The organism is Arthrobacter sp. MDT1-49-2, assembly GCF_059090185.1.
Genome location: NZ_JBNHFK010000003.1, coordinates 157298 through 175031 on the forward strand (window position 1 = coordinate 157298; position 17734 = coordinate 175031).

Genomic DNA, 17734 nt, shown 5'->3' on the forward strand with positions numbered 1-17734 from the left:
ATGCCCGAGCACCCCGGCCGGGCCGCATCCGGTCAGCGGGACGAGGCGTCGATCAGCGGTGCCAGCACCGGCAGCTGGACAGCGTTGGGGGTGGGTCCCTCGGCGAAGAAGCGCCGGAGCTCCCGCACCAGCCCGCCGGGGTTGGCCACGTGCAGGGTGGCGGGCGCGGAGCGGCTGAGCGAGGGCGGATAATCAACGATCGGCTCGAACGGATTACCGTTCGGGCTATGCAGGACCAGCCAGCCTGCCACAAGGCAGTCGGGGAAGCGTGACTGCAGCGTCCGGACGGCATCGGCAAGGCGGAGGGTGGAGACTTCCCGGCCGCGGTGCCGCAGGTGCCGGCCGTCCCACCGGTAGTTGCCCTCGGATGCCATCAGCGACCCGAGCACGGCCATGCGGTAGCCGCCCAACAGCACGTGCCCGACGTCGAGGTTGCCTCCGCCCGGTCCGGCGTCGGGGATGTGCAGGCCGTTGACCAGCCTGGCCGCCGGGTACTCGTCCAGGACTTCACGGTCCAGCAGCCGGATGGTCAGGTTCTCCGCATCGAACCGGCTGCCCGTGGAGCCGAGCCGGGAGAAGAAACCCGGACGGCGGGGAGCGCCGTGGATCTGCTGGCCGGCGAGCGTCAGGGGAATCAGCGGCGGGTTCCGCGGCGAGAAGTCCGGCACGAAGATCGGTGGCCGGTCCAGGTCTGCGGCCGGGGGCCTGCCGGCTGCATTTCCGGCTGCGGGACGGCGTGCTGCGTTCGCCGGTTCGGTACCGCCGGCCGCTGGCCTGCCGCTGCCGCCGAGCGTCCGGTCATAGGATTGCCTCTGCCCGGGGTCGGACAGGACGCGGTAGGCATCCGTAACGCGGTGGAAGCGCTCGCTGTCTCCACCGTGGTCCGGATGGGTTTCCCGTGCTGCCTTCCGGTATGCAGATTTGATCTCTGCCGCTGATGCCGCAGGCGTCAGCCCCAGGACCTCATAGAGTGTCGGGCCGGACGGGCTCACGGCGGTTCCTTTCCGGAGGGCTGCGCAGGCGGGGACGTTAGGGGGCGGGTGAGGCTAAGTGGAGCAATTCTACCGACTCTCCAAATTCCTGCCCCGCGTCCGCAGTACCGCGGTGAACCGGCCAGGGGGAGAGCGGCAGGGCCTGCAGCTACCGGATAGTTCGGAAAGTCCCGGCCGCCCGAATCGGCAGCGGGCGTAATGGCGGCTAGAATTAGCTGGTGCCCGTGTATCTAGATCACGCGGCGACCACGCCGATTTCGGCTTCGGCCCTCGCCGCACTCACCTCAGAACTCAGCCGCAGCGGCAACCCTTCGTCGCTGCACGGCTCAGGCCGCCGCGCCCGGATGGTTGTGGAGGACTCCCGCGAGATCCTGGCCGCCGCTGCAGGCTGCCATCCCTCGGAGATCATTTTCACCTCCGGCGGCACGGAAGCGGACAACCTTGCGGTCAAGGGCCTGTTTTGGGCCCGCCGCGACGCTGACCCGGCCCGCACCCGCATCCTCGTTTCCGGCATTGAGCACCATGCCGTGCTGGATACCGTGGAGTGGCTGGAGAAGCACGAAGGCGCCGTGCCGGTATGGATCCCGGTGGACGCCGACGGCGTGATGTCCCTCAAGGCCATCCGCCGCGAGCTGGAGGCCAACGCCGACAGCACGGCGCTCTTGACTGCCATGTGGGCGAACAACGAGGTAGGCACCGTTCAGGACATCCGCGCCATTGCGGCCCTGGCACACGAATACGGCATCCCGGTGCATTCCGACGCGGTGCAGGCCTTCGGTGCCCTCCCGGTGGACTTCCGTGCTGCAGGCCTGGACACGATGGCGATCAGCGCCCACAAGATCGGCGGTCCGGTGGGAGTGGGCGCATTGGTTGTGGGCCGTGCCGTCAAGCTCACGCCCGTCCAGCACGGCGGCGGACAGGAGCGGGACATCCGCTCCGGCACCTTGGACACCGCAGGAATCGCAGCGTTCGCCGCGGCGGCGCAGGACGCAGCCGAGCACCTGACGGACGAGTCCGAACGCTTGCGCACGCTCCGCGATTACCTCATCACCGGCGTCGAGCGGGCCATTCCGGCGGCCGTCCTGCGCGGGGCACGTGACGACGACGGCGGGGGACGCCGCCTGCCGGGCAACGCCCACTTCACGTTCCCCGGCTGCGAAGGGGATTCACTGCTTTTCCTCCTTGACCTGGCCGGTGTTGAGTCCTCCACCGGATCCGCATGCACGGCCGGCGTTCCCCGCCCCTCGCATGTGCTGCTCGCCATGGGGCTCAGCGAAACCGAGGCACGTGGCGCACAACGCTTCAGCCTCGGGCATACAACCACTGCCGAAGACGTTGACACATTGTTGCAGGCACTTCCGGACGCGTATGAGCGTGCCAAGAAAGCCGGCATGGCCGGACACGTAAGCAGCATCCAGACAGCAGGAACAGGTTTTAGTTCATGAAGGTTTTGGCAGCAATGAGTGGCGGAGTCGATTCCGCCGTAGCCGCAGCACGGGCAGTGGAGGCAGGGCACGACGTCGTCGGCGTCCACCTGGCGCTGTCCCGGATGCCGGGCACCCTGCGGACCGGCAGCCGGGGCTGCTGCACCATCGAGGACTCGCGGGACGCCTGGCGTGCCTGTGACATCCTCGGCATTCCGTACTACGTGTGGGATTTCTCCGAACGGTTCAAGGAAGACGTGGTGGACGACTTCGTGGCCGAATACGCCGCCGGCCGTACACCCAACCCCTGCATGCGCTGCAATGAACGGATCAAGTTCGCTGCCCTGCTGGAAAAGGCACTGGCGCTGGGCTTTGACGCCGTGTGCACCGGCCACTACGCCAAGGTGCTCACCAATGCCGACGGCAATCCGGAACTGCACCGTGCCGCCGACTGGGCGAAGGACCAGTCCTACGTGCTCGGTGTGTTGACCGAAGAGCAGCTGCGCCACTGCATGTTCCCGCTCGCTGAAACCCCCTCCAAAGCCGAGGTCCGGGCCGAAGCGGAACGCCGCGGCCTGTCCGTGGCCAACAAGCCCGACAGCCACGACATCTGCTTCATCCCCGACGGCGACACCCGCGGCTGGCTGGAAGAGCGCATCAACATGTCCGAAGGCGACATTGTGGATGAAACGGGCACCAAGCTCGGCACCCACCCCGGCGCCAATGCCTACACCGTGGGACAGCGCCGCGGCCTGAAGCTCGGCACCCCGGCAGCCGACGGCAAGCCCCGCTTCGTACTGGAAATCCGGCCCAAGGAAAACAAGGTCATTGTCGGACCGGAGCAGCTGCTGAACATCGACCAGATGCGCGGCATCAAGATTTCCTGGGCCGGCCGGCCTATTGCCGAAATCGGCAACCGGTCCACGTTCGACTGCATGGTCCAGGTCCGGGCACACGGCGATCCCGTCGCCGCCACCGGCTGGATGGAAGACGTCACGGACAGCGAAACCGGAGCCGCCCGCGAGGAACTGGTGGTCCGGCTCACCGAACCGATGCGCGGGGTGGCACCCGGCCAGTCCATGGTGCTGTACCAGGGCACCCGCGTGCTGGGACAGGCGACCATCGACTCGGCCCGCTCCCTGGAATGGAACCCGGCAGCCGTCTCCTGACACGTGCCGGTGCGGCGGTTCCGGGAACGGCAGCGTAACCTGCTCCGGCCGGGGCGCTGCTGCACCCTAAACTGGACGAATGAGCCAGACAGGACCTATGAGCAATTCTTCGGACGATGAGTTCGATCCGCGGGCAAGTTCCCTCTCCGGGAAGGTTGCCGACGATGTGATGGCAGAGCTGCTTGCCATGCGCAGCAGCATCGACAACATCGACGCCACCCTGGTTTATCTGCTCGCCGAGCGGTTCAAGGCCACCCAGCGGGTGGGCCACCTCAAGGCTGAGCACAATCTTCCCCCGGCCGATCCCGGGCGTGAGGTCGCCCAGATTGCGCGCCTGCGCCGGCTGGCCGAGGACGCGCACCTGGACCCCGCCTTCGCGGAAAAGTTCCTGAACTTCATCATCAGCGAGGTCATCCGGCACCATCAGGCCATCTCCCAGACCCGCAACGGCGGAACAGATGCCGCAGCCTCCTGACCCGGCAGAGGCCGCGGCCCGCCCGGAGGCAGTGACCGGCACGCTGGCCGCGACGGCCCTGGGCAGCTGGCCCGGAACCGACCCGGTGGAATCCACCCGGGTGATCCGCGGCGAGCTGGGGGACCCCCACCTGCCCTTCCTGGCCGAACTCCCGCAGCGCGGCCCCGGGGCCGACCCGGTCGGCCGCAGCGCGTCCCTGCTGGTGGACATTTTCGTGGATACCCAGCCGCACGGCTGGCGGCTGGTGGAACGCCCCGGCAAGGACCACCGGAGGGCGGTATCGCTGCTCAGCCAGGACCTCAATGCCCTGGCCGACGTCGCCGGGGAACACCCAGGCGGGGACCTGAAGATTTCCCTGCGCGGACCCCTCTCGCTTGCCGCCAACCTTTACCTGCACAACGGGGAGCGGGCACTTTCCGACGCCGGCGCCCGCCGGGACCTGATGCAGTCGCTGATTGCCGGGGTGGGATCCTATATTGCCCGGGCCTCTTCCTCGGTTCCCGATGCACGGATCACCGTCCAGGTGGATGAGCCGGACATCGCCGCAGTGCTGGCCGGCGGCATTCCCACCGCCTCCGGATACCGCACGCTGCGTTCCGTCCCGTCCTCCGAGGTCTCCGCCGCCTGGGAGCAGCTGTGCACAGCGGTGAGCGCCGGCGGCGCGGCCACAGTCTTCGCCCTGCCCCGGGCGGACGCATTCGGTCCGCTGCGCAAGGGCACCAAATCCCCCTTCGAACTGGCCCGGCAGGCCGGGGCGCAGGGCACCGCGCTGGCCGCCGATTCCCTGACATCCCGCGATTGGGAGGGCATCGCGGAGGCGGTGGAAAGCGGACACCGGGTCTGGCTGGGCATCCTGCCTGTTCCGCGTGAGGGCGGTGAACTGCCCCAGGTCACCCGTCTGGTGGAGAGTGTCCTGCGTCCCTGGCACAAAATCGGACTCCCGGTCTCGAGCCTGCCGGCGCTCCGCCTGACCCCGGCCTCGGGCCTTGCCGACGTGTCGCCGGAAACGGCCCGCAGGGTCCTCACACGGCTCACCGGGACCGCCGCCGCCTTGGACCAGGTGGTGGCTGAGGGCTAGACCCGGTGTGGCTGGCCTAGTCCCGGTGTTGCCTAGACCCTGTCACCTAGACCCGGCGCTCCCACCTGGCGGGTTCGACGTCGTCGGGCAGTTCGCCGTCTAACGGGCGGAGGCCGTAGCTGAACCCGCCGTCATATTCGAAGACGGTCCCCAGCTGGCGTTGGATCACCTGCGTGCGGATCCGGAAGGACCCGGCGGCCTCATCCCACCACTGTTCAACGTGCGCGTCGGCTGCGGCAAAGCGGGGCAGCGGCAGCCGCAGCGGACCGAGGAAAAGCCGGCTGGCCGGGGAATTCATCCGCAGATGCCCCTCGTCCGTGACCTTCAGGACCAGGTCCGTGGCCAGGTTCCGCCGCCGGCCCAGATAGTCCGTCAGGACGCCGGGAGCGGTGAGCACCGTCGTATCTTCGAACACCCGGGTTCCCGCCGGGAAATCAAAGGAGCGCACGGCCGTGAGTGCCGGGCGTCCCCAGGGATCGCGGTGCGGATAGTTGCGGATGGTGAACGGAACCTCGGTCCCGTAGTTCGGGAAGAAGGCGTTGGAGACCGGCACCAGGGGCAGCAGCGGGCGCAGCCACGGACGGGGACAACCGGCACGGGCGAAGATGCCGCTGCCCTCCCCGTACCGGCCTGCGCCCTCGCCAAGGCCGAAGTAGTCCTGCAGCTCAGGCTGCAGGCGGGCAAAGTCCGCGCCCAGGACCTGCCGGTAGAGGGACGCGGATGCCATGGCTAGAGCCTTCCTGCTGCCTTGAGGCGGATGTACATGTCGGCAAGTCCGGGGGCGAGTTCGTGCGGCGGCTCGTCCACTACCTCGGCTCCCATGGCGCGCAGCTGTTCGGTCACCGCTGCCCGGTCCAGCAGCGCACGCTCGGCAGCGGCGGCCCGGAACACCGCCGGGGTGCTCCCGCCTGCGGTGCGCAGGTCGTTGAGACCGGGGTCGCGGACCGACGCGACGACAACCACGTGTTTCTCCAGGAGCCGGGGCAGGACCGGGACCAGGCCTTCCTCCACGGCACCGGAATCAAGGGAGGTAATCAGGACCACCAGTGACCGGCGTGCCGTCACGGCGTGCACCGCCCCGGGCAGCAGGGAGAAGTCCGCTTCGATAAGTTCCGGCTCCAGGGGGACGGCGGCGTTGACCAGTCTGCTGAGCAGATTGCCTTTCCCGCCCGAATCCACGCGGGCGCGGATCCTGCGGTCAAACGCGAGGAAATCCACCTGGTCCCCGCCGCCGGCAGCCAGCACGCCCAGCAGCAGTGTGGCTTCAATCCCGGTGTCCAGCCGGGGCTCATCATCGATCCGGGCTGCGGATGTCCGGGAGGTGTCCAGAAGGATGACGACCCTCCGGTCCCGTTCCGGGCGCCAGGTCCGCACCACGGTGTCGCGGCGGCGGGCCGTGGCGCGCCAGTCGATGGAACGTACATCGTCGCCGCGGACGTATTCACGCAGCGAGTCGAACTCGGTCCCTGCACCGCGCAGCTGGACCGAGGCGTTTCCATCCAGTTCCCGCAGGCGGCGCAGCTTGGACGGCAGGTGCCGTTTGGCATAGAACGGCGGGAGCACCCTGATCTCGCCGGGCAGGCTGAGGGTCCGTTGGCGGGCGGCCAGGCCCAGGGGACCGAAACTGCGCACGCCGATGTATCCGCTGCGCAGGACGCCGCGGCGTGCCGGTTCCAGGCCCACGTCCATGCGGCGTGCCTCGCCTGCGGGAACGGAAAGCTGCTGTTCGGGGCTGCGTGCTCCGGCCGAGGGCTGCCAGCAGTCGCGGATTACCGCCCGCAACGCCCTTGGGCTGCCGTTGCGCACCACCAGCGTACTGACGGCGGTCTCGGTCAGGCGCACACTGTCCGGCAGCTGCCGGTGGACCTGTAATTGGCGAGGCGACGCCGCCAGCAGCAGGTCGGCTCCGGCAGCCGCGGCAAGGAACGCGAGCCAGAGCAGGATCGACGCAGCGCCGGGGTACAGCACCACCGCAACGGTTCCCAGAGCCGCCAGGAGGACGAGCCGGCCGGAGACAGCCATGAGCGCGGCCCCGCCTACCGGGGGACCGGGACGGTGGAGAGAATGCTGCCCAGCACGTGGTCCGCATTGACCCCGTCCATCTGCGCTTCAGGACGCAGGGACACGCGGTGCCGCAGGGCGGGAAGCGTCAGCGCCTTCACATCATCCGGCGTCACGAAGGTCCGGCCCGAAAGCCAGGCCCACGCGCGGGAGGTATTCAGCAGTGCCGTGGCGCCGCGCGGTGAGACCCCGAGCTGGAACGACGGCGCGGAACGGGTGGCCCGGACAATGTCCACGATGTAGGCCAGCACCTCCGGGGCAACGGACACTTCGGCCACAGCTTGGCGGGCCAGCTCCAGGTCGCGTGCCGAGGCCACGGGCCGGACGCCGGCAGCGGCAAGGTCACGGGGATCAAAGCCGCTGCTGTGCCGGCGGATCACCTCGATTTCGTCGTCCCGGCCGGGAAGATCCAGCGTCATTTTCAGCAGGAACCGGTCCAGCTGGGCTTCCGGCAGCGGGTAGGTGCCTTCGTACTCCACCGGGTTCTGCGTGGCCGCGACGATGAAGGGTTCGGGCAGCGCGCGTGTGACGCCGTCAACAGTCACCTGGCGCTCCTCCATGGCTTCAAGCAGGGATGCCTGGGTCTTGGGCGGCGTCCGGTTGATCTCGTCTGCCAGCAGGATATTGGTGAAGACGGGGCCTTCCCGGAAGGAGAATTCCGAGGACCGGCCGTCGTAAATCAGGGAACCGGTGACGTCGCCGGGCATCAGGTCCGGAGTGAACTGGACCCGTTTGGTGTCCAGGTCAAGGGCAGCGGAGAGACTGCGGACCAGCAGCGTTTTCGCCACACCCGGGACGCCTTCCAACAGGACGTGGCCCTTGGCGAGCAGTGCGATGATCAACCCGGTCACGGCGGCGTCCTGTCCCACCACGGCCTTGGCGACCTCCTGCCGCACCTGTGCCAGCGCGGCGCGGACCGGGTCCTCGCCCGGGGGCAGCGGGGGTGCCGGTGCGGCACCGTCGGCCGTTCCGGGCGGCACGGGGTAGGTATCGAACTGCTGGCTCATGATGAAGTGGCTTCTTCCTCTAGGTCGTGCAGGTCCTGGGCCCAGCGCACCAATTCCGATCCGGTGCCGGGCCTTTGCTGGTTGAGAAGTAGGTCGGTCTCCGTGTAGCTGCGGCCGGTTGCTTCGGCGGTGGCGCGGGTTACCGCGTCGGTGCCGGCTCCCGGGCCCAGCCGCAGATGGGCAGCAAGCCGGGTCATGGCCGCGGCCCGCAGCGTGGCGGCCGCATGGTCCACCGCCTGGCTGTCCTGGTACAGGCGCGCCCGGCCCTCGGCCGTTTCGGCGGACCGGACCACTACCGGCAATGGTTCCTCGGCCAGCGGTCCAAGCCGCCGTCCGCGCCAGAACCCGGCCAGCGCCGTCACCAGGACCAGCCAGAGCATCAGCGGGCCGGTCCAGGCCGGCAGGTAGGCGAAGGGGTCGGCGGGCTGGTCCGAAACGGGGATATCGGCCGGAACGGCCCGGTACCACACGAGTGTTTCATCCGGCCCCAGGGTCCGAAGCGCCAGGGCGGCGTTGCCCTCGGACGCCAGCGCCTTGTTGGCAATGAGGTCCGGGCTGCCCAGCACAACGGTCGAGCCGTCGCGGGTGGCGGCGTAGGAGCCGGCAGCACCGCCGGCGTCGCCACGGTCGCCGTCGAAGGTAAAACAGGTCACCGGACCGCGGTAGGTCCGTCCCCCGGTGGCGACGCTGCCGGCGGTTCGTGCGTCCTCGTCCCGGCACCCGGCGTCGAGGATGTGCGTGCCGGGCTCGGCGGGCAGGAGGCCGGCCTGGCGGATGTCCGGGGCGATTGCTGCAAGCTGGGCGAACGTGGGGGCAACCAGCACCGCCCGGCCCGCGGCGTCCGCGAGTTCCTCCATTTGGCCGCTGTCCAGGAAACCGTTGGGGTCAAGGTAGAGCAGCGTGGCACCGGGATGTTCCTCCAGTGCGGCCTGCGCTTCGCCGATGTCCTGTGGCTGCAGGATTTCCACGCCCTGGCCGGAGAGGATCTGCGCAGCGGCCCTTCCGCCGTCGGGTGCCGGGTTGTCCGGTGAGAGCGCAACTCCGTCCGCGTCGGTACGGCCCCACAGGGAAAGGGCCACCATGCCGCAGAGCAGAAGGGCGAGGAAAATAATGACACGGTGCCGCCGCAACCAGCTCCCGGCCCTGCGCAATGGCGCGGGCCGTGCCGCAGCGCTGCGCTCCTCGGGCACCGCAGGAGGCGGGGCGGAGGAGGCGGCGGGGGAGTCTTGGGGAACATCCTTGACGGGGGAGCCGTTCATCGGGGCACCGCCAACCCGGGCAGAGCCGATCCGTTTGATTCCGCTATGGACGGACGGGTTTCTTCCAGCAGGGCATCAAGCTCAAGGGCGCGCTGGTAGTCCGCGGCGCGGGCGGCCATGTTCCGGGCACCGTAGAGGATCTCGTCGAATCTCTGACTCAGCCACATGATCTCGGTTCCGGAAGCAGGGAACGCGCCGCTGAGCCGGCTGGCGGCTTCCGCCGCCGTCCGCGCCGGCTGCACCTCGAAAATGACGCGTTCCTCGGCGGAACGGACCATGGCGCGGAAACGCTCCGCAACGGCCGTGTCCCAGCGCTGTTCCGAAGCCGCCTCGCCGGCCCGTTTTCTGTGGTCGGCCGCAGTTTCCACGACGTCCGTCGCGAACACTTCGGACGTATTCCTCTTCTTTGCCTTGGCATTCAGCCGCGGACGGATGACCAGCACCAGGACAGCGACCAGGAGGGCGGCGGTGGCCGCGAGGACCAGGACGCCGGGCCCGCTGCCCAGACCGCCCAGGCCGCTCAGTACATCGCCGAGCCAGTCGAGCACCGACTGGAGCACACGCTCCGCCAGACCGGGCTTGGCATCTTCGTAGATCCGTTCGGCCAGTTCCTCGCGCGCCCAGTCACGGGCCTGGTCCGCGTCCGGCTCGACGGGAACGTCGCCGGAAACCCGAACGGGTAACCGTTCGACGGGAAAACCGGCCGGAAGCCGCAAGGGGAACAGCATGCCTAGGGCATACCCGTGGGCGGCCCGGCCGGAGCCTTGCGCATCATGGGTACGGCATGACGGCCGGGAAGGAACTCGGGATCCTGCGTATGCGGACCCTCCTGGTCCTTCATCAGGGCCAGATCAAACCCCTCGCGGCGGATGCGCAGGTCCACATACAGCAGTGCGGTGACGGCACCCTGGAAGGCATATCCCACGGCCGAGACGAGCAGCGTGACCGCGATCAGCACCACGCTGCTGGCCACGAGGGCTGCAGGGTCCTCCGTTGATGCGGTGGCGAAGCCGATGATGAAACTGAAGGGAATGGTCAGGATCTGCGTCAGGACGCCGACGATCATGCTGGTGAGGATAATGATCCCGAAGGTGCGCCACCAGTTCCGGCGGGTCAGCTGCCAGGAGCGCGCTATCGACCGGAAGATCCCGGTGCCCTCGAGCACCAGCGCTGCCGGAGCCAGGGCGAGCTTGACCGACACCCAGGCGGTCACCGCTGCCAGCCCCAGGACAGCTATCACCACGACCGCAATTCCGGCATCTCCGAGCAGATAGATAATCAGGCTGAACAGCAGGACGAGGACGGTAATAGCCACCGCTGACGCTGCCAGCAGCACCAGCGCCAGTCCGGCCAAACGAAGGATGCTCTGCCGTGCAATCCGCCACATCTGGCTGAACCCGGTCCGGAGATTCAGGGTGGCCCGCGCCACGGGAACCACCAGCAGGCCCTGCACCACCATTACCCCTACCAGAGATATAATGCCCAGCCCGGCGAACCCGGTGAGCGCCCCCAGGACCGGGCCGGTCAGCTCATCATCCGAGGCACCGCTCAGTGCCGCGTCCTCGAAGGTGGAGATCATGCCAAAGCCCAGTCCGATGGTCAGCGCCGTGATGATGCCCTGGATCAGCAGAGAGTTGCCGAAGGCCGCCAGCGCGTTCCGGCGGCAGGCCTGGAACGCCCCGTCCATCATTTCCCCTAGTCCGAGCGGACGCAGGGGGATGATGCCTGGCTTGGGCGGCGGGGTGTAGCCATACTGCTGCCCGAACGCAGGGCCGGCGGCATAGGGGTTGGGGCTGTCCCAGGCGGAGCCCTGCTGCGGCTGCGCCCAGGGGTTGGCCGGGCGCTGCTGCTGATCTCCCTGCGGGGGCTGCCAGGCGCCGGGCGGCGGGGGAGCGGGACTCCACGGGGCGGCGGAGGACTGGTCCTGCGGGGGCATTGGCGGCGGCCCCGGCACGGATTCCTGTGGTCCGTCTTGCGGCCCCTTGTGTTCTTGCTCGCTCATCTTTACCCGTATCCCCCTGCAGGCAGTTGACTTTGTTACCTCGACTATAGTGACAGCGCGGTCAATCAGCATCCGGGGCGAGCCGCGCCCGGAATTGTGTCGCTTAGGATGATAGGGATTGACTTAGGCGGCTTTGCACGCCTGGGGGGAGCGGCAGCCGCTATGACTGCTGACCCCGGCGCGCGGTTGCGCGCGGACGGACGCAAGCAGTGAACAGGGAGTTATGAAGGCACGCATACTGGTCGTAGACGACGACGAAGCCCTTGCCGAAATGATTGGCATCGTGCTGCGCAACGACGGATTCGATCCGGTGTTCTGCGCAGACGGCTCCTTGGCGCTGGACGTTTTCCGCAACAGCAAGCCGGACCTGGTGCTGCTTGACCTCATGCTGCCGGGGATCGACGGCATTGAAGTCTGCCGCCAGATCCGCAACGAGTCCGACACCCCCATCGTGATGCTCACCGCCAAGGCCGACACGGCCGACGTCGTCCGCGGACTCGAATCCGGCGCCGACGACTATGTGCCCAAGCCGTTCAAACCGGCGGAACTGGTGGCCCGCGTCCGGGCCCGGCTGCGCCCGGGGGACCAGAAGTCACCCGAGACGCTGCGGATCGGCGAAGTGTCCATCGACGTGGCAGGCCACTCCGTATCCCGGGGCGGCGACAGCATTTCGCTGACCCCGCTGGAATTCGACCTGCTGGTGGCGCTGGCACGCAAGCCGTGGCAGGTGTTCACCCGCGAAATGCTGCTGGAACAGGTATGGGGCTACCGCCATGCCGCCGACACGCGGCTGGTCAATGTGCATGTGCAGAGGCTCCGCTCCAAGATTGAACGCGACCCCGAAGCACCCGAGATAGTACTGACGGTGCGCGGTGTCGGATATAAAGCGGGACAGAGTTAGGTTGCCGGGTTTCCTGGCCGGGGCGGCCGGGAAATCCGAACGAATCGCCAGCGCCCTGGAACAGCTTGGCCGCCTGCGGCGTGCCTTCCGCCGGGCCACCTTCCACCGGATTGCCCGCCAGTGGCGGCGGTCCCTGCAGTTCAAGACGATCATGTCCACGCTGCTGCTTGTCGCGCTCGCCGGCGCCGGCATCGGTGCATTCCTTTCACATCAGATTGCCGGGTCCCTCTATGAGGAGCGGCTGGCCCAGTTCCGGACCGAGGCGACGGCGGGCCTTTCCAATGTGAAGGACAACTTCCGTGAGACCACCGCCAGCGACCGGGAAAGCACCGAGCGTCTGGTGACGGACACGCTTCCGCTGCTCGAGGGCAAGGGTGCCGACGCCCAGCGAACCTATCTGCTGACTCCGCTGCCCACGTCAGACCCGCTGTACGTCCCTTCCTCGGTGAACACGGGAAACATCACCGCCAGCGGCATACCGGTGGCACTGAGCGACGCGGTTGCTGCCAGCACGGTCGGGGACGCTGATACGGATTACGTGTACTGGGCCCCGCTCGAACTCGCCCACGGGGAACCCGGCATCGCCTTCGCCACGAAGGTCACGCTACCGCCGGACAGTGCGGAGTACGCCCTCTACCTGATCTATGACCTCTCCTCCATGCAGAAAACGCTGGATGACATTCACCGGATCCTCTGGATTGCCGGTTTCCTCCTCCTGGCCATCAGCGGAACCATCGCCTGGGTAGTCGCCAAAGCGGGCCTGGGCGCGGTCAGCGACGCAGCGGCGGTCTCGGAGAAGCTTGCCGCCGGCGAACTGCAGGAGCGCATGGAGGTCAAAGGCGAGGATGAAGTGGCCCGCCTGGCGGCGTCGTTCAACCACATGGCCGGGACCCTCCAGGACCAGATCACCCAGCTCGCGACGCTTTCGCGCATGCAGCAGGTCTTCGTCTCCGACGTTTCGCATGAACTCCGCACCCCGCTCACCACGGTGCGCATGGCTGCGGAGGTGCTCTACGAGGCCCGCGACAGCTTCGACCCCATGTACCGGCGTTCCACGGAACTCCTTTACCACCAAGTGGAACGGTTCCAGGCACTGCTTGCGGACCTGCTGGAAATCTCGCGCTTCGACGCCGGCGCGGCGGCGCTGGACCTCGAGCCCACCGATGTCTTCCACATCGTCCGTGACGTCATGGACGCAACGGAGCCGTTGGCGAACAACAGCGGCTCCGAGGTGCTGGTGGTCTCCAAGGAATCCAGCTGCGTGGTGGACGCGGATCCGCGCCGGATTGAACGGATCCTGCGCAACCTGCTCGTCAACGCGCTGGAGCACGGTGAGGGCGAGCCGATCGAGATTGCCGTAGCGGTGAACGCCGATGCCGTGGGCATTGCCGTCCGCGACCACGGTATCGGCATGACGGAGGAAGCCGCCGGCAGGGTCTTCGACCGTTTCTGGCGTGCGGACCCGGCGCGGGCACGCACCACGGGCGGCAGCGGCCTGGGACTGTCCATCGCCGCCGAAGACACCCGGCTTCACGGTGGCCGCCTGGAGGCCTGGGGCGATCCCGGCAACGGCTCATGCTTCCGGCTCACGCTGCCCCTGCGCCATGGAGGAACGTTTGACTCGTCGCCGGTGCCGCTCTCGCCGCACGACGCCGGGCCCCGGGCGCTGAGCGCCGCGGCCGTAACCGCTGAGGAGGAACCGGATGTCTTCTAGGATGAGCACGCGCAGAAGGCAGGACGCGTCCCCCGCGCAAACCAAGGCGGGACGCCTGCTCGCAGTCCTGGTCAGCTCCGCACTGCTCCTCGGCGGATGCTCGTCCATCCCGACGGTGGGCCCGGTGGGCACTGCTTCGGCCGAGAGCGGCAACGAGGCGCGTGCGGACGCGGTGTTCTCGCCCGAGGGACCGGCTGAGGGCGACTCCCCGCAGGACATCATCCGTGGTTTTATGGAGGCCGGAAAAGGTGCTGCGGACGATTACAGTGTTGCGCGCCAGTTCCTGAGTCCGGAACTGGCCGACACCTGGTCGCCCAGCCAGAAGGTCACGGTCTACCGTTCCTCGCGCATTGTGGCCATGCCTGAACCCGACCTTTTCCAGATCCAGCTGGAAGTACAGGGAAGCGTCAGCTCCCAGGGCATCCGCACCGATGTTCCGGAGGGCAGTACTGAAACCATTCCCGTCCGGCTCCAAAAAGTGGACGGACAGTGGCGGCTGAGCGCGATCCCCGACGGCATCATGCTGCCCTCGGCCACTTTCCCGCTTGTCTTCAAGCCGCACAACCTTTACTTCTATTCCAGTGATTACCAGTACTGGGTTCCGGATACCCGGTGGTTCATCCAGCGGCCCGGCATAGCAGCCAACATTGTCAGCGCCCTCCTGGTGGGGCCGGCACCGTACCTGGAAGGCGCCGTCGTCAGTGCCTTCCCGGCAGGTACTTCCCTGGCCCGGGACGCCGTGCCCGTGGCGTCAGGCGAAGCCTCGGTGGATTTGGCGGAGCCTCTGTCCGATTCATCGGACCTGAACCGGCAGCAAATGGTGAAACAACTCGAGGAAAACCTGCGCGGACTGAACAACGTCACCTCGGTGAACCTGACGGCCCAGCAGCGCTCCGTGGACCTGGGCAAAGGAAGCGGCGAGGTGCAGACGGCCATTAGCGACCCGTCCGCCGGTGCAACGCAGATCGTTATCTACCAGGGTGACCTTGCCTTCTATAACGATGGCCCCGTGGACATCGAGGATGTGCCGTCGGTGGCGGAGTACGCCCCGCGCAATCCGGCCATGTCCGCGGACGGAGAGACCATAGCGTTCCTCGACGGCGGGCAGGACACCCTTCTGGTCACCGGGCGGGGACAGGATGTTCGGACAGCGGCTGATGGCAGCCGGTTCACGGCGCCAAGCGTAGACAACCGGCAATGGGTGTGGACCTCACGGCCCTCCGGAACCGGGTCCGAAGTGCTGGCTGTCCCGCCGGGCGGGGACCAGGCCTCGGCAGCAGTGCTTTCAGCTCCGTGGCTGGAAGGCCTCTCCGTGACTGAGGTGCGGATTTCCCGCGACGGCAGCCGGGCGCTTTTCGCCGCCGGCCAGAATGGCCGCAGCAACGTGATGATTGCGGGCATTGTCCGGTCACCGGACGGCACTCCGACGTCCCTCACCGCACCGTTGACGCTGCAGGTCCCCGCTGCAGCCGGTGCCGTAAACCGGGTCAAGTGGGCTTCGGAAGATACCGTTGTCGCCGTGCAGGCCGGTGCGGAGGAAGGCACCCCCGTCATTCTCGGCGCGGGCCTTGAACCCGAGCTCCTTGCGCCCAAGGAAGGGATTGAAGGACTCAGCGCCGGAAACGGGGTGGAGGACATCTTCATCCAGACCTCTGCCGGCATCTTCAATAAGGTCGGCAGCAGCTGGCCCCTCCGAACCGAAGGGGTCAAGGACCCCGCCTTCCCCGGCTAGGACAGGCCGGCCGTCACGGCTCGTCCTCCACAGCCGGAGCCAATGCAGCCCGCCGGAGGGACCGGTCCACAGCGAACCGGTCACCGCGCCCCTGTCCGGCCGGCGGGGGAGAGTATGGGCGGATGGGGAAACTATCCGAGCTGCTGGACCGGCTGCTTTTCTCGCCCGCGGGCCGGGCGGCGGCCGGGGCGGTCGCGGGCCTCGCAGCCGCCGTGGTGCCTGTAGCCTGCGTTGTCTGCGAAACGCCCGACCGGAGCCTGTGCAGCGGATGCGCAGCTGGAATCCGCCGGACCACGCTGCATCCCAGCCATGCGGAGGAAGGCGCGGCCGCGCTGCCGACGGCGGAACCGGAACCCGGGTACGCGCTGACATGCGGCCCCGAAGGGGAGGACACCGGTTTTGTCCCCCTTCCGGTGCTGGCCGCGGGAACCTATGCCGGCGGACTCGCCCGGACACTGCTCGCCTTCAAGAACCGCGGGCACACCGACCTAGCGGCCTTCCTGGTCCCGGTTCTGGCGGGTGCCGTCCACGCAGCGGTCCGGACCGCGTGCCACGAACCCCGAACGCCCGTGGTGCTGGTGCCCGTGCCGGGTACGGCGCGCTCACTGCGCAAACGCGGTTACTCCCCGCTGCTGCTGCTGATGCGGGGAGTTGAACGCCGGCAGCTGCTGCCGGCAGGGTCCCGGGTGGAATGCCTGGTTGCGCACGCGCCCGGACCGCCGGCTCTTGGGTTCTTCGGCTTTCGCGTGGGAGGTGAGGGGCCGGCGGGCGCGCAGAAGGGCCTGGGCGGCGCCGGCCGGCGCCGCAACGTCCACGGCACCATGACGGCGGGCCCGGCCGGCAGTCTCGCGGGCTGCACCTGCGTGGTGGTGGACGACGTTCTGACTACCGGGGCGACCCTCGCGGAGGCAGTCCGGGCACTTCGGTTCGCGGGCGCCGTCGTCCGCTCGGCCGCCGTTATCGCCGCCACACCAGCCCCGGCACGTAACACTTCTCCCTCCTCCGCTGCGGTGCCGGGGAGCGCGGCGGCGGCCGGTGGAAACGGAATCACGGGACGTGAATAAAGACCGGCGGTGATCTAACGTGTTGGTATGGATAGCTTCAAGAAGCGGAGCTATCCTGCGGCAACGGCCGTGAAGGAAACAGGCAGCGGCCGTTGTTGTGTCACCGAAATCTATTGGAGGGCACCATGGAATTCATGATCAGCGGGCGCAATGTTGCAGTATCGGACAGGTTCCGCGAATATGCCGAAGAAAAGATCGGCAAAGTGGAAGCGCTCGGCGACAAGGTCCAGCGGGTGGAAGCCCGAGTGACGAAGCAGGGCAACGTCCGCGACGCAGACAGTGCCCTGACCGTGGAGATCACGGTTACCGGCCGTGGCCCCGTGGTCCGCGCCGAGGCTACGTCCGGCGACAAGTTCGCAGCCTTCGACCTCGCCTATGGCAAGTTGCTCGAGCGGCTCCGCCGGGCCAGCGACAGGCGCAAAGTCCACCACGGACGCCACGCCCCGATCCCCGTCCGGGTAGCCACCGCTGATCTTGGTCCCGTAAGTACCTCCGAACCGCTTTACGAACAGGTTGCCGCCGCGGCGGAAGCTGAAGAAGCCGACGCCGTCTCTGCCGAGGATGAAGACGCGACCGGCGATTGCCCCGTGTTGATTCGTCGCAAGGTTTTCCCGGGTGCCCCCATGAGCCTTGACGACGCCGTGGACAACATGGAGCTGGTCGGTCACGATTTCTATCTCTTCGTGGACTCCGCGACCGGGGCGCCGTCGGTGGTCTACCGCCGCCGCGGCTGGACCTACGGCGTTATCACCCTGGATTCAAAGTGCGCCGAAGGCATGGAGGATCCGCGGGAGGAAACCCGCGGATACCGTGTTGCCGAAACCGGAGGACGCGCCACAGCCTGACACGGCCTCCC

The 17734-nt window shown here is 67.9% G+C and carries 16 protein-coding genes; 9 read left to right on the forward strand and 7 right to left on the reverse strand.

Translation table 11 applies throughout. The features are described 5' to 3' along the window. Positions 1–32: 32 nt before the first annotated feature. Complete coding sequence (locus AC5RTS_RS05640) at positions 33–992, reverse strand: J domain-containing protein (RefSeq protein WP_493991096.1); 960 nt, start codon at positions 990–992, stop codon at positions 33–35. A 218-nt stretch (positions 993–1210) separates the two neighbouring features. Here AC5RTS_RS05640 and AC5RTS_RS05645 point away from each other — a divergent pair, with 218 nt between their 5' ends. From AC5RTS_RS05645 to AC5RTS_RS05660, 4 genes are all read left to right on the forward strand, one after another. Further along, positions 1211–2437, forward strand: a complete 1227-nt coding sequence (locus tag AC5RTS_RS05645) for a cysteine desulfurase family protein (protein ID WP_493991097.1) — start codon at positions 1211–1213, stop codon at positions 2435–2437. Then, on the forward strand, positions 2434–3585 hold the full coding sequence (gene mnmA / locus AC5RTS_RS05650; RefSeq protein ID WP_493991098.1) for a tRNA 2-thiouridine(34) synthase MnmA: 1152 nt from the start codon (positions 2434–2436) through the stop codon (positions 3583–3585). Before AC5RTS_RS05645 ends, mnmA begins: the two co-directional genes overlap by 4 nt. A 97-nt stretch (positions 3586–3682) precedes the next feature. After that, the gene (locus tag AC5RTS_RS05655; RefSeq protein WP_493991099.1) at positions 3683–4060 is read left to right on the forward strand and encodes a chorismate mutase; all 378 of its coding nucleotides are present in this window, start codon (positions 3683–3685) and stop codon (positions 4058–4060) included. Further along, complete coding sequence (locus tag AC5RTS_RS05660; protein ID WP_493991100.1) at positions 4044–5138, forward strand: uroporphyrinogen decarboxylase/cobalamine-independent methonine synthase family protein; 1095 nt, start codon at positions 4044–4046, stop codon at positions 5136–5138. Before AC5RTS_RS05655 ends, AC5RTS_RS05660 begins: the two co-directional genes overlap by 17 nt. A 46-nt stretch (positions 5139–5184) precedes the next feature. Here the strand turns inward: AC5RTS_RS05660 and AC5RTS_RS05665 are convergent, their stop codons facing one another. Genes AC5RTS_RS05665 through AC5RTS_RS05690 form a run of 6 tightly spaced genes read right to left on the reverse strand, consistent with a single transcriptional unit; the run spans position 5185 to position 11467 of the window. After that, positions 5185–5865: a DUF4166 domain-containing protein gene (locus AC5RTS_RS05665; protein WP_493991101.1), complete on the reverse strand. Its 681-nt coding sequence runs from the start codon at positions 5863–5865 to the stop codon at positions 5185–5187. 2 nt (positions 5866–5867) lie between these two features. Then, positions 5868–7160, reverse strand: coding sequence for a DUF58 domain-containing protein (locus tag AC5RTS_RS05670; RefSeq protein WP_493991102.1), 1293 nt, complete (start codon positions 7158–7160; stop codon positions 5868–5870). 14 nt (positions 7161–7174) lie between these two features. Beyond that, positions 7175–8206 (reverse strand): AAA family ATPase, encoded by a 1032-nt coding sequence (locus AC5RTS_RS05675; RefSeq protein WP_493991103.1) that lies wholly within the window; start codon positions 8204–8206, stop codon positions 7175–7177. After that, positions 8203–9465: a DUF4350 domain-containing protein gene (locus tag AC5RTS_RS05680; protein WP_493991104.1), complete on the reverse strand. Its 1263-nt coding sequence runs from the start codon at positions 9463–9465 to the stop codon at positions 8203–8205. Before AC5RTS_RS05680 ends, AC5RTS_RS05675 begins: the two co-directional genes overlap by 4 nt. Then, positions 9462–10193, reverse strand: a complete 732-nt coding sequence (locus AC5RTS_RS05685; protein WP_493991105.1) for a DUF4129 domain-containing protein — start codon at positions 10191–10193, stop codon at positions 9462–9464. Before AC5RTS_RS05685 ends, AC5RTS_RS05680 begins: the two co-directional genes overlap by 4 nt. A gap of 2 nt (positions 10194–10195) precedes the next feature. Beyond that, positions 10196–11467 carry a DUF7847 domain-containing protein gene (locus tag AC5RTS_RS05690; protein ID WP_493991106.1) on the reverse strand — a complete coding sequence of 424 codons (1272 nt, stop codon included), beginning with the start codon at positions 11465–11467 and terminating at the stop codon, positions 10196–10198. Positions 11468–11690: 223 nt separating this feature from the next. Here AC5RTS_RS05690 and mtrA point away from each other — a divergent pair, with 223 nt between their 5' ends. The 5 genes from mtrA to hpf all read left to right on the forward strand — a co-directional run bounded on the left by mtrA (position 11691) and on the right by hpf (position 17723). Further along, positions 11691–12368, forward strand: coding sequence for an MtrAB system response regulator MtrA (gene mtrA / locus AC5RTS_RS05695; protein WP_493991107.1), 678 nt, complete (start codon positions 11691–11693; stop codon positions 12366–12368). A gap of 1 nt (position 12369) precedes the next feature. Next, the gene (gene mtrB, locus AC5RTS_RS05700; protein ID WP_493991108.1) at positions 12370–14082 is read left to right on the forward strand and encodes an MtrAB system histidine kinase MtrB; all 1713 of its coding nucleotides are present in this window, start codon (positions 12370–12372) and stop codon (positions 14080–14082) included. Position 14083: 1 nt separating this feature from the next. Next, positions 14084–15814: an LpqB family beta-propeller domain-containing protein gene (locus AC5RTS_RS05705; protein ID WP_493991109.1), complete on the forward strand. Its 1731-nt coding sequence runs from the start codon at positions 14084–14086 to the stop codon at positions 15812–15814. A gap of 122 nt (positions 15815–15936) precedes the next feature. After that, positions 15937–16878, forward strand: a complete 942-nt coding sequence (locus AC5RTS_RS05710) for a ComF family protein (protein ID WP_493991110.1) — start codon at positions 15937–15939, stop codon at positions 16876–16878. A gap of 125 nt (positions 16879–17003) precedes the next feature. Further along, positions 17004–17723 carry a ribosome hibernation-promoting factor, HPF/YfiA family gene (gene hpf, locus AC5RTS_RS05715; RefSeq protein WP_493991111.1) on the forward strand — a complete coding sequence of 240 codons (720 nt, stop codon included), beginning with the start codon at positions 17004–17006 and terminating at the stop codon, positions 17721–17723. Positions 17724–17734 lie beyond the last annotated feature (11 nt).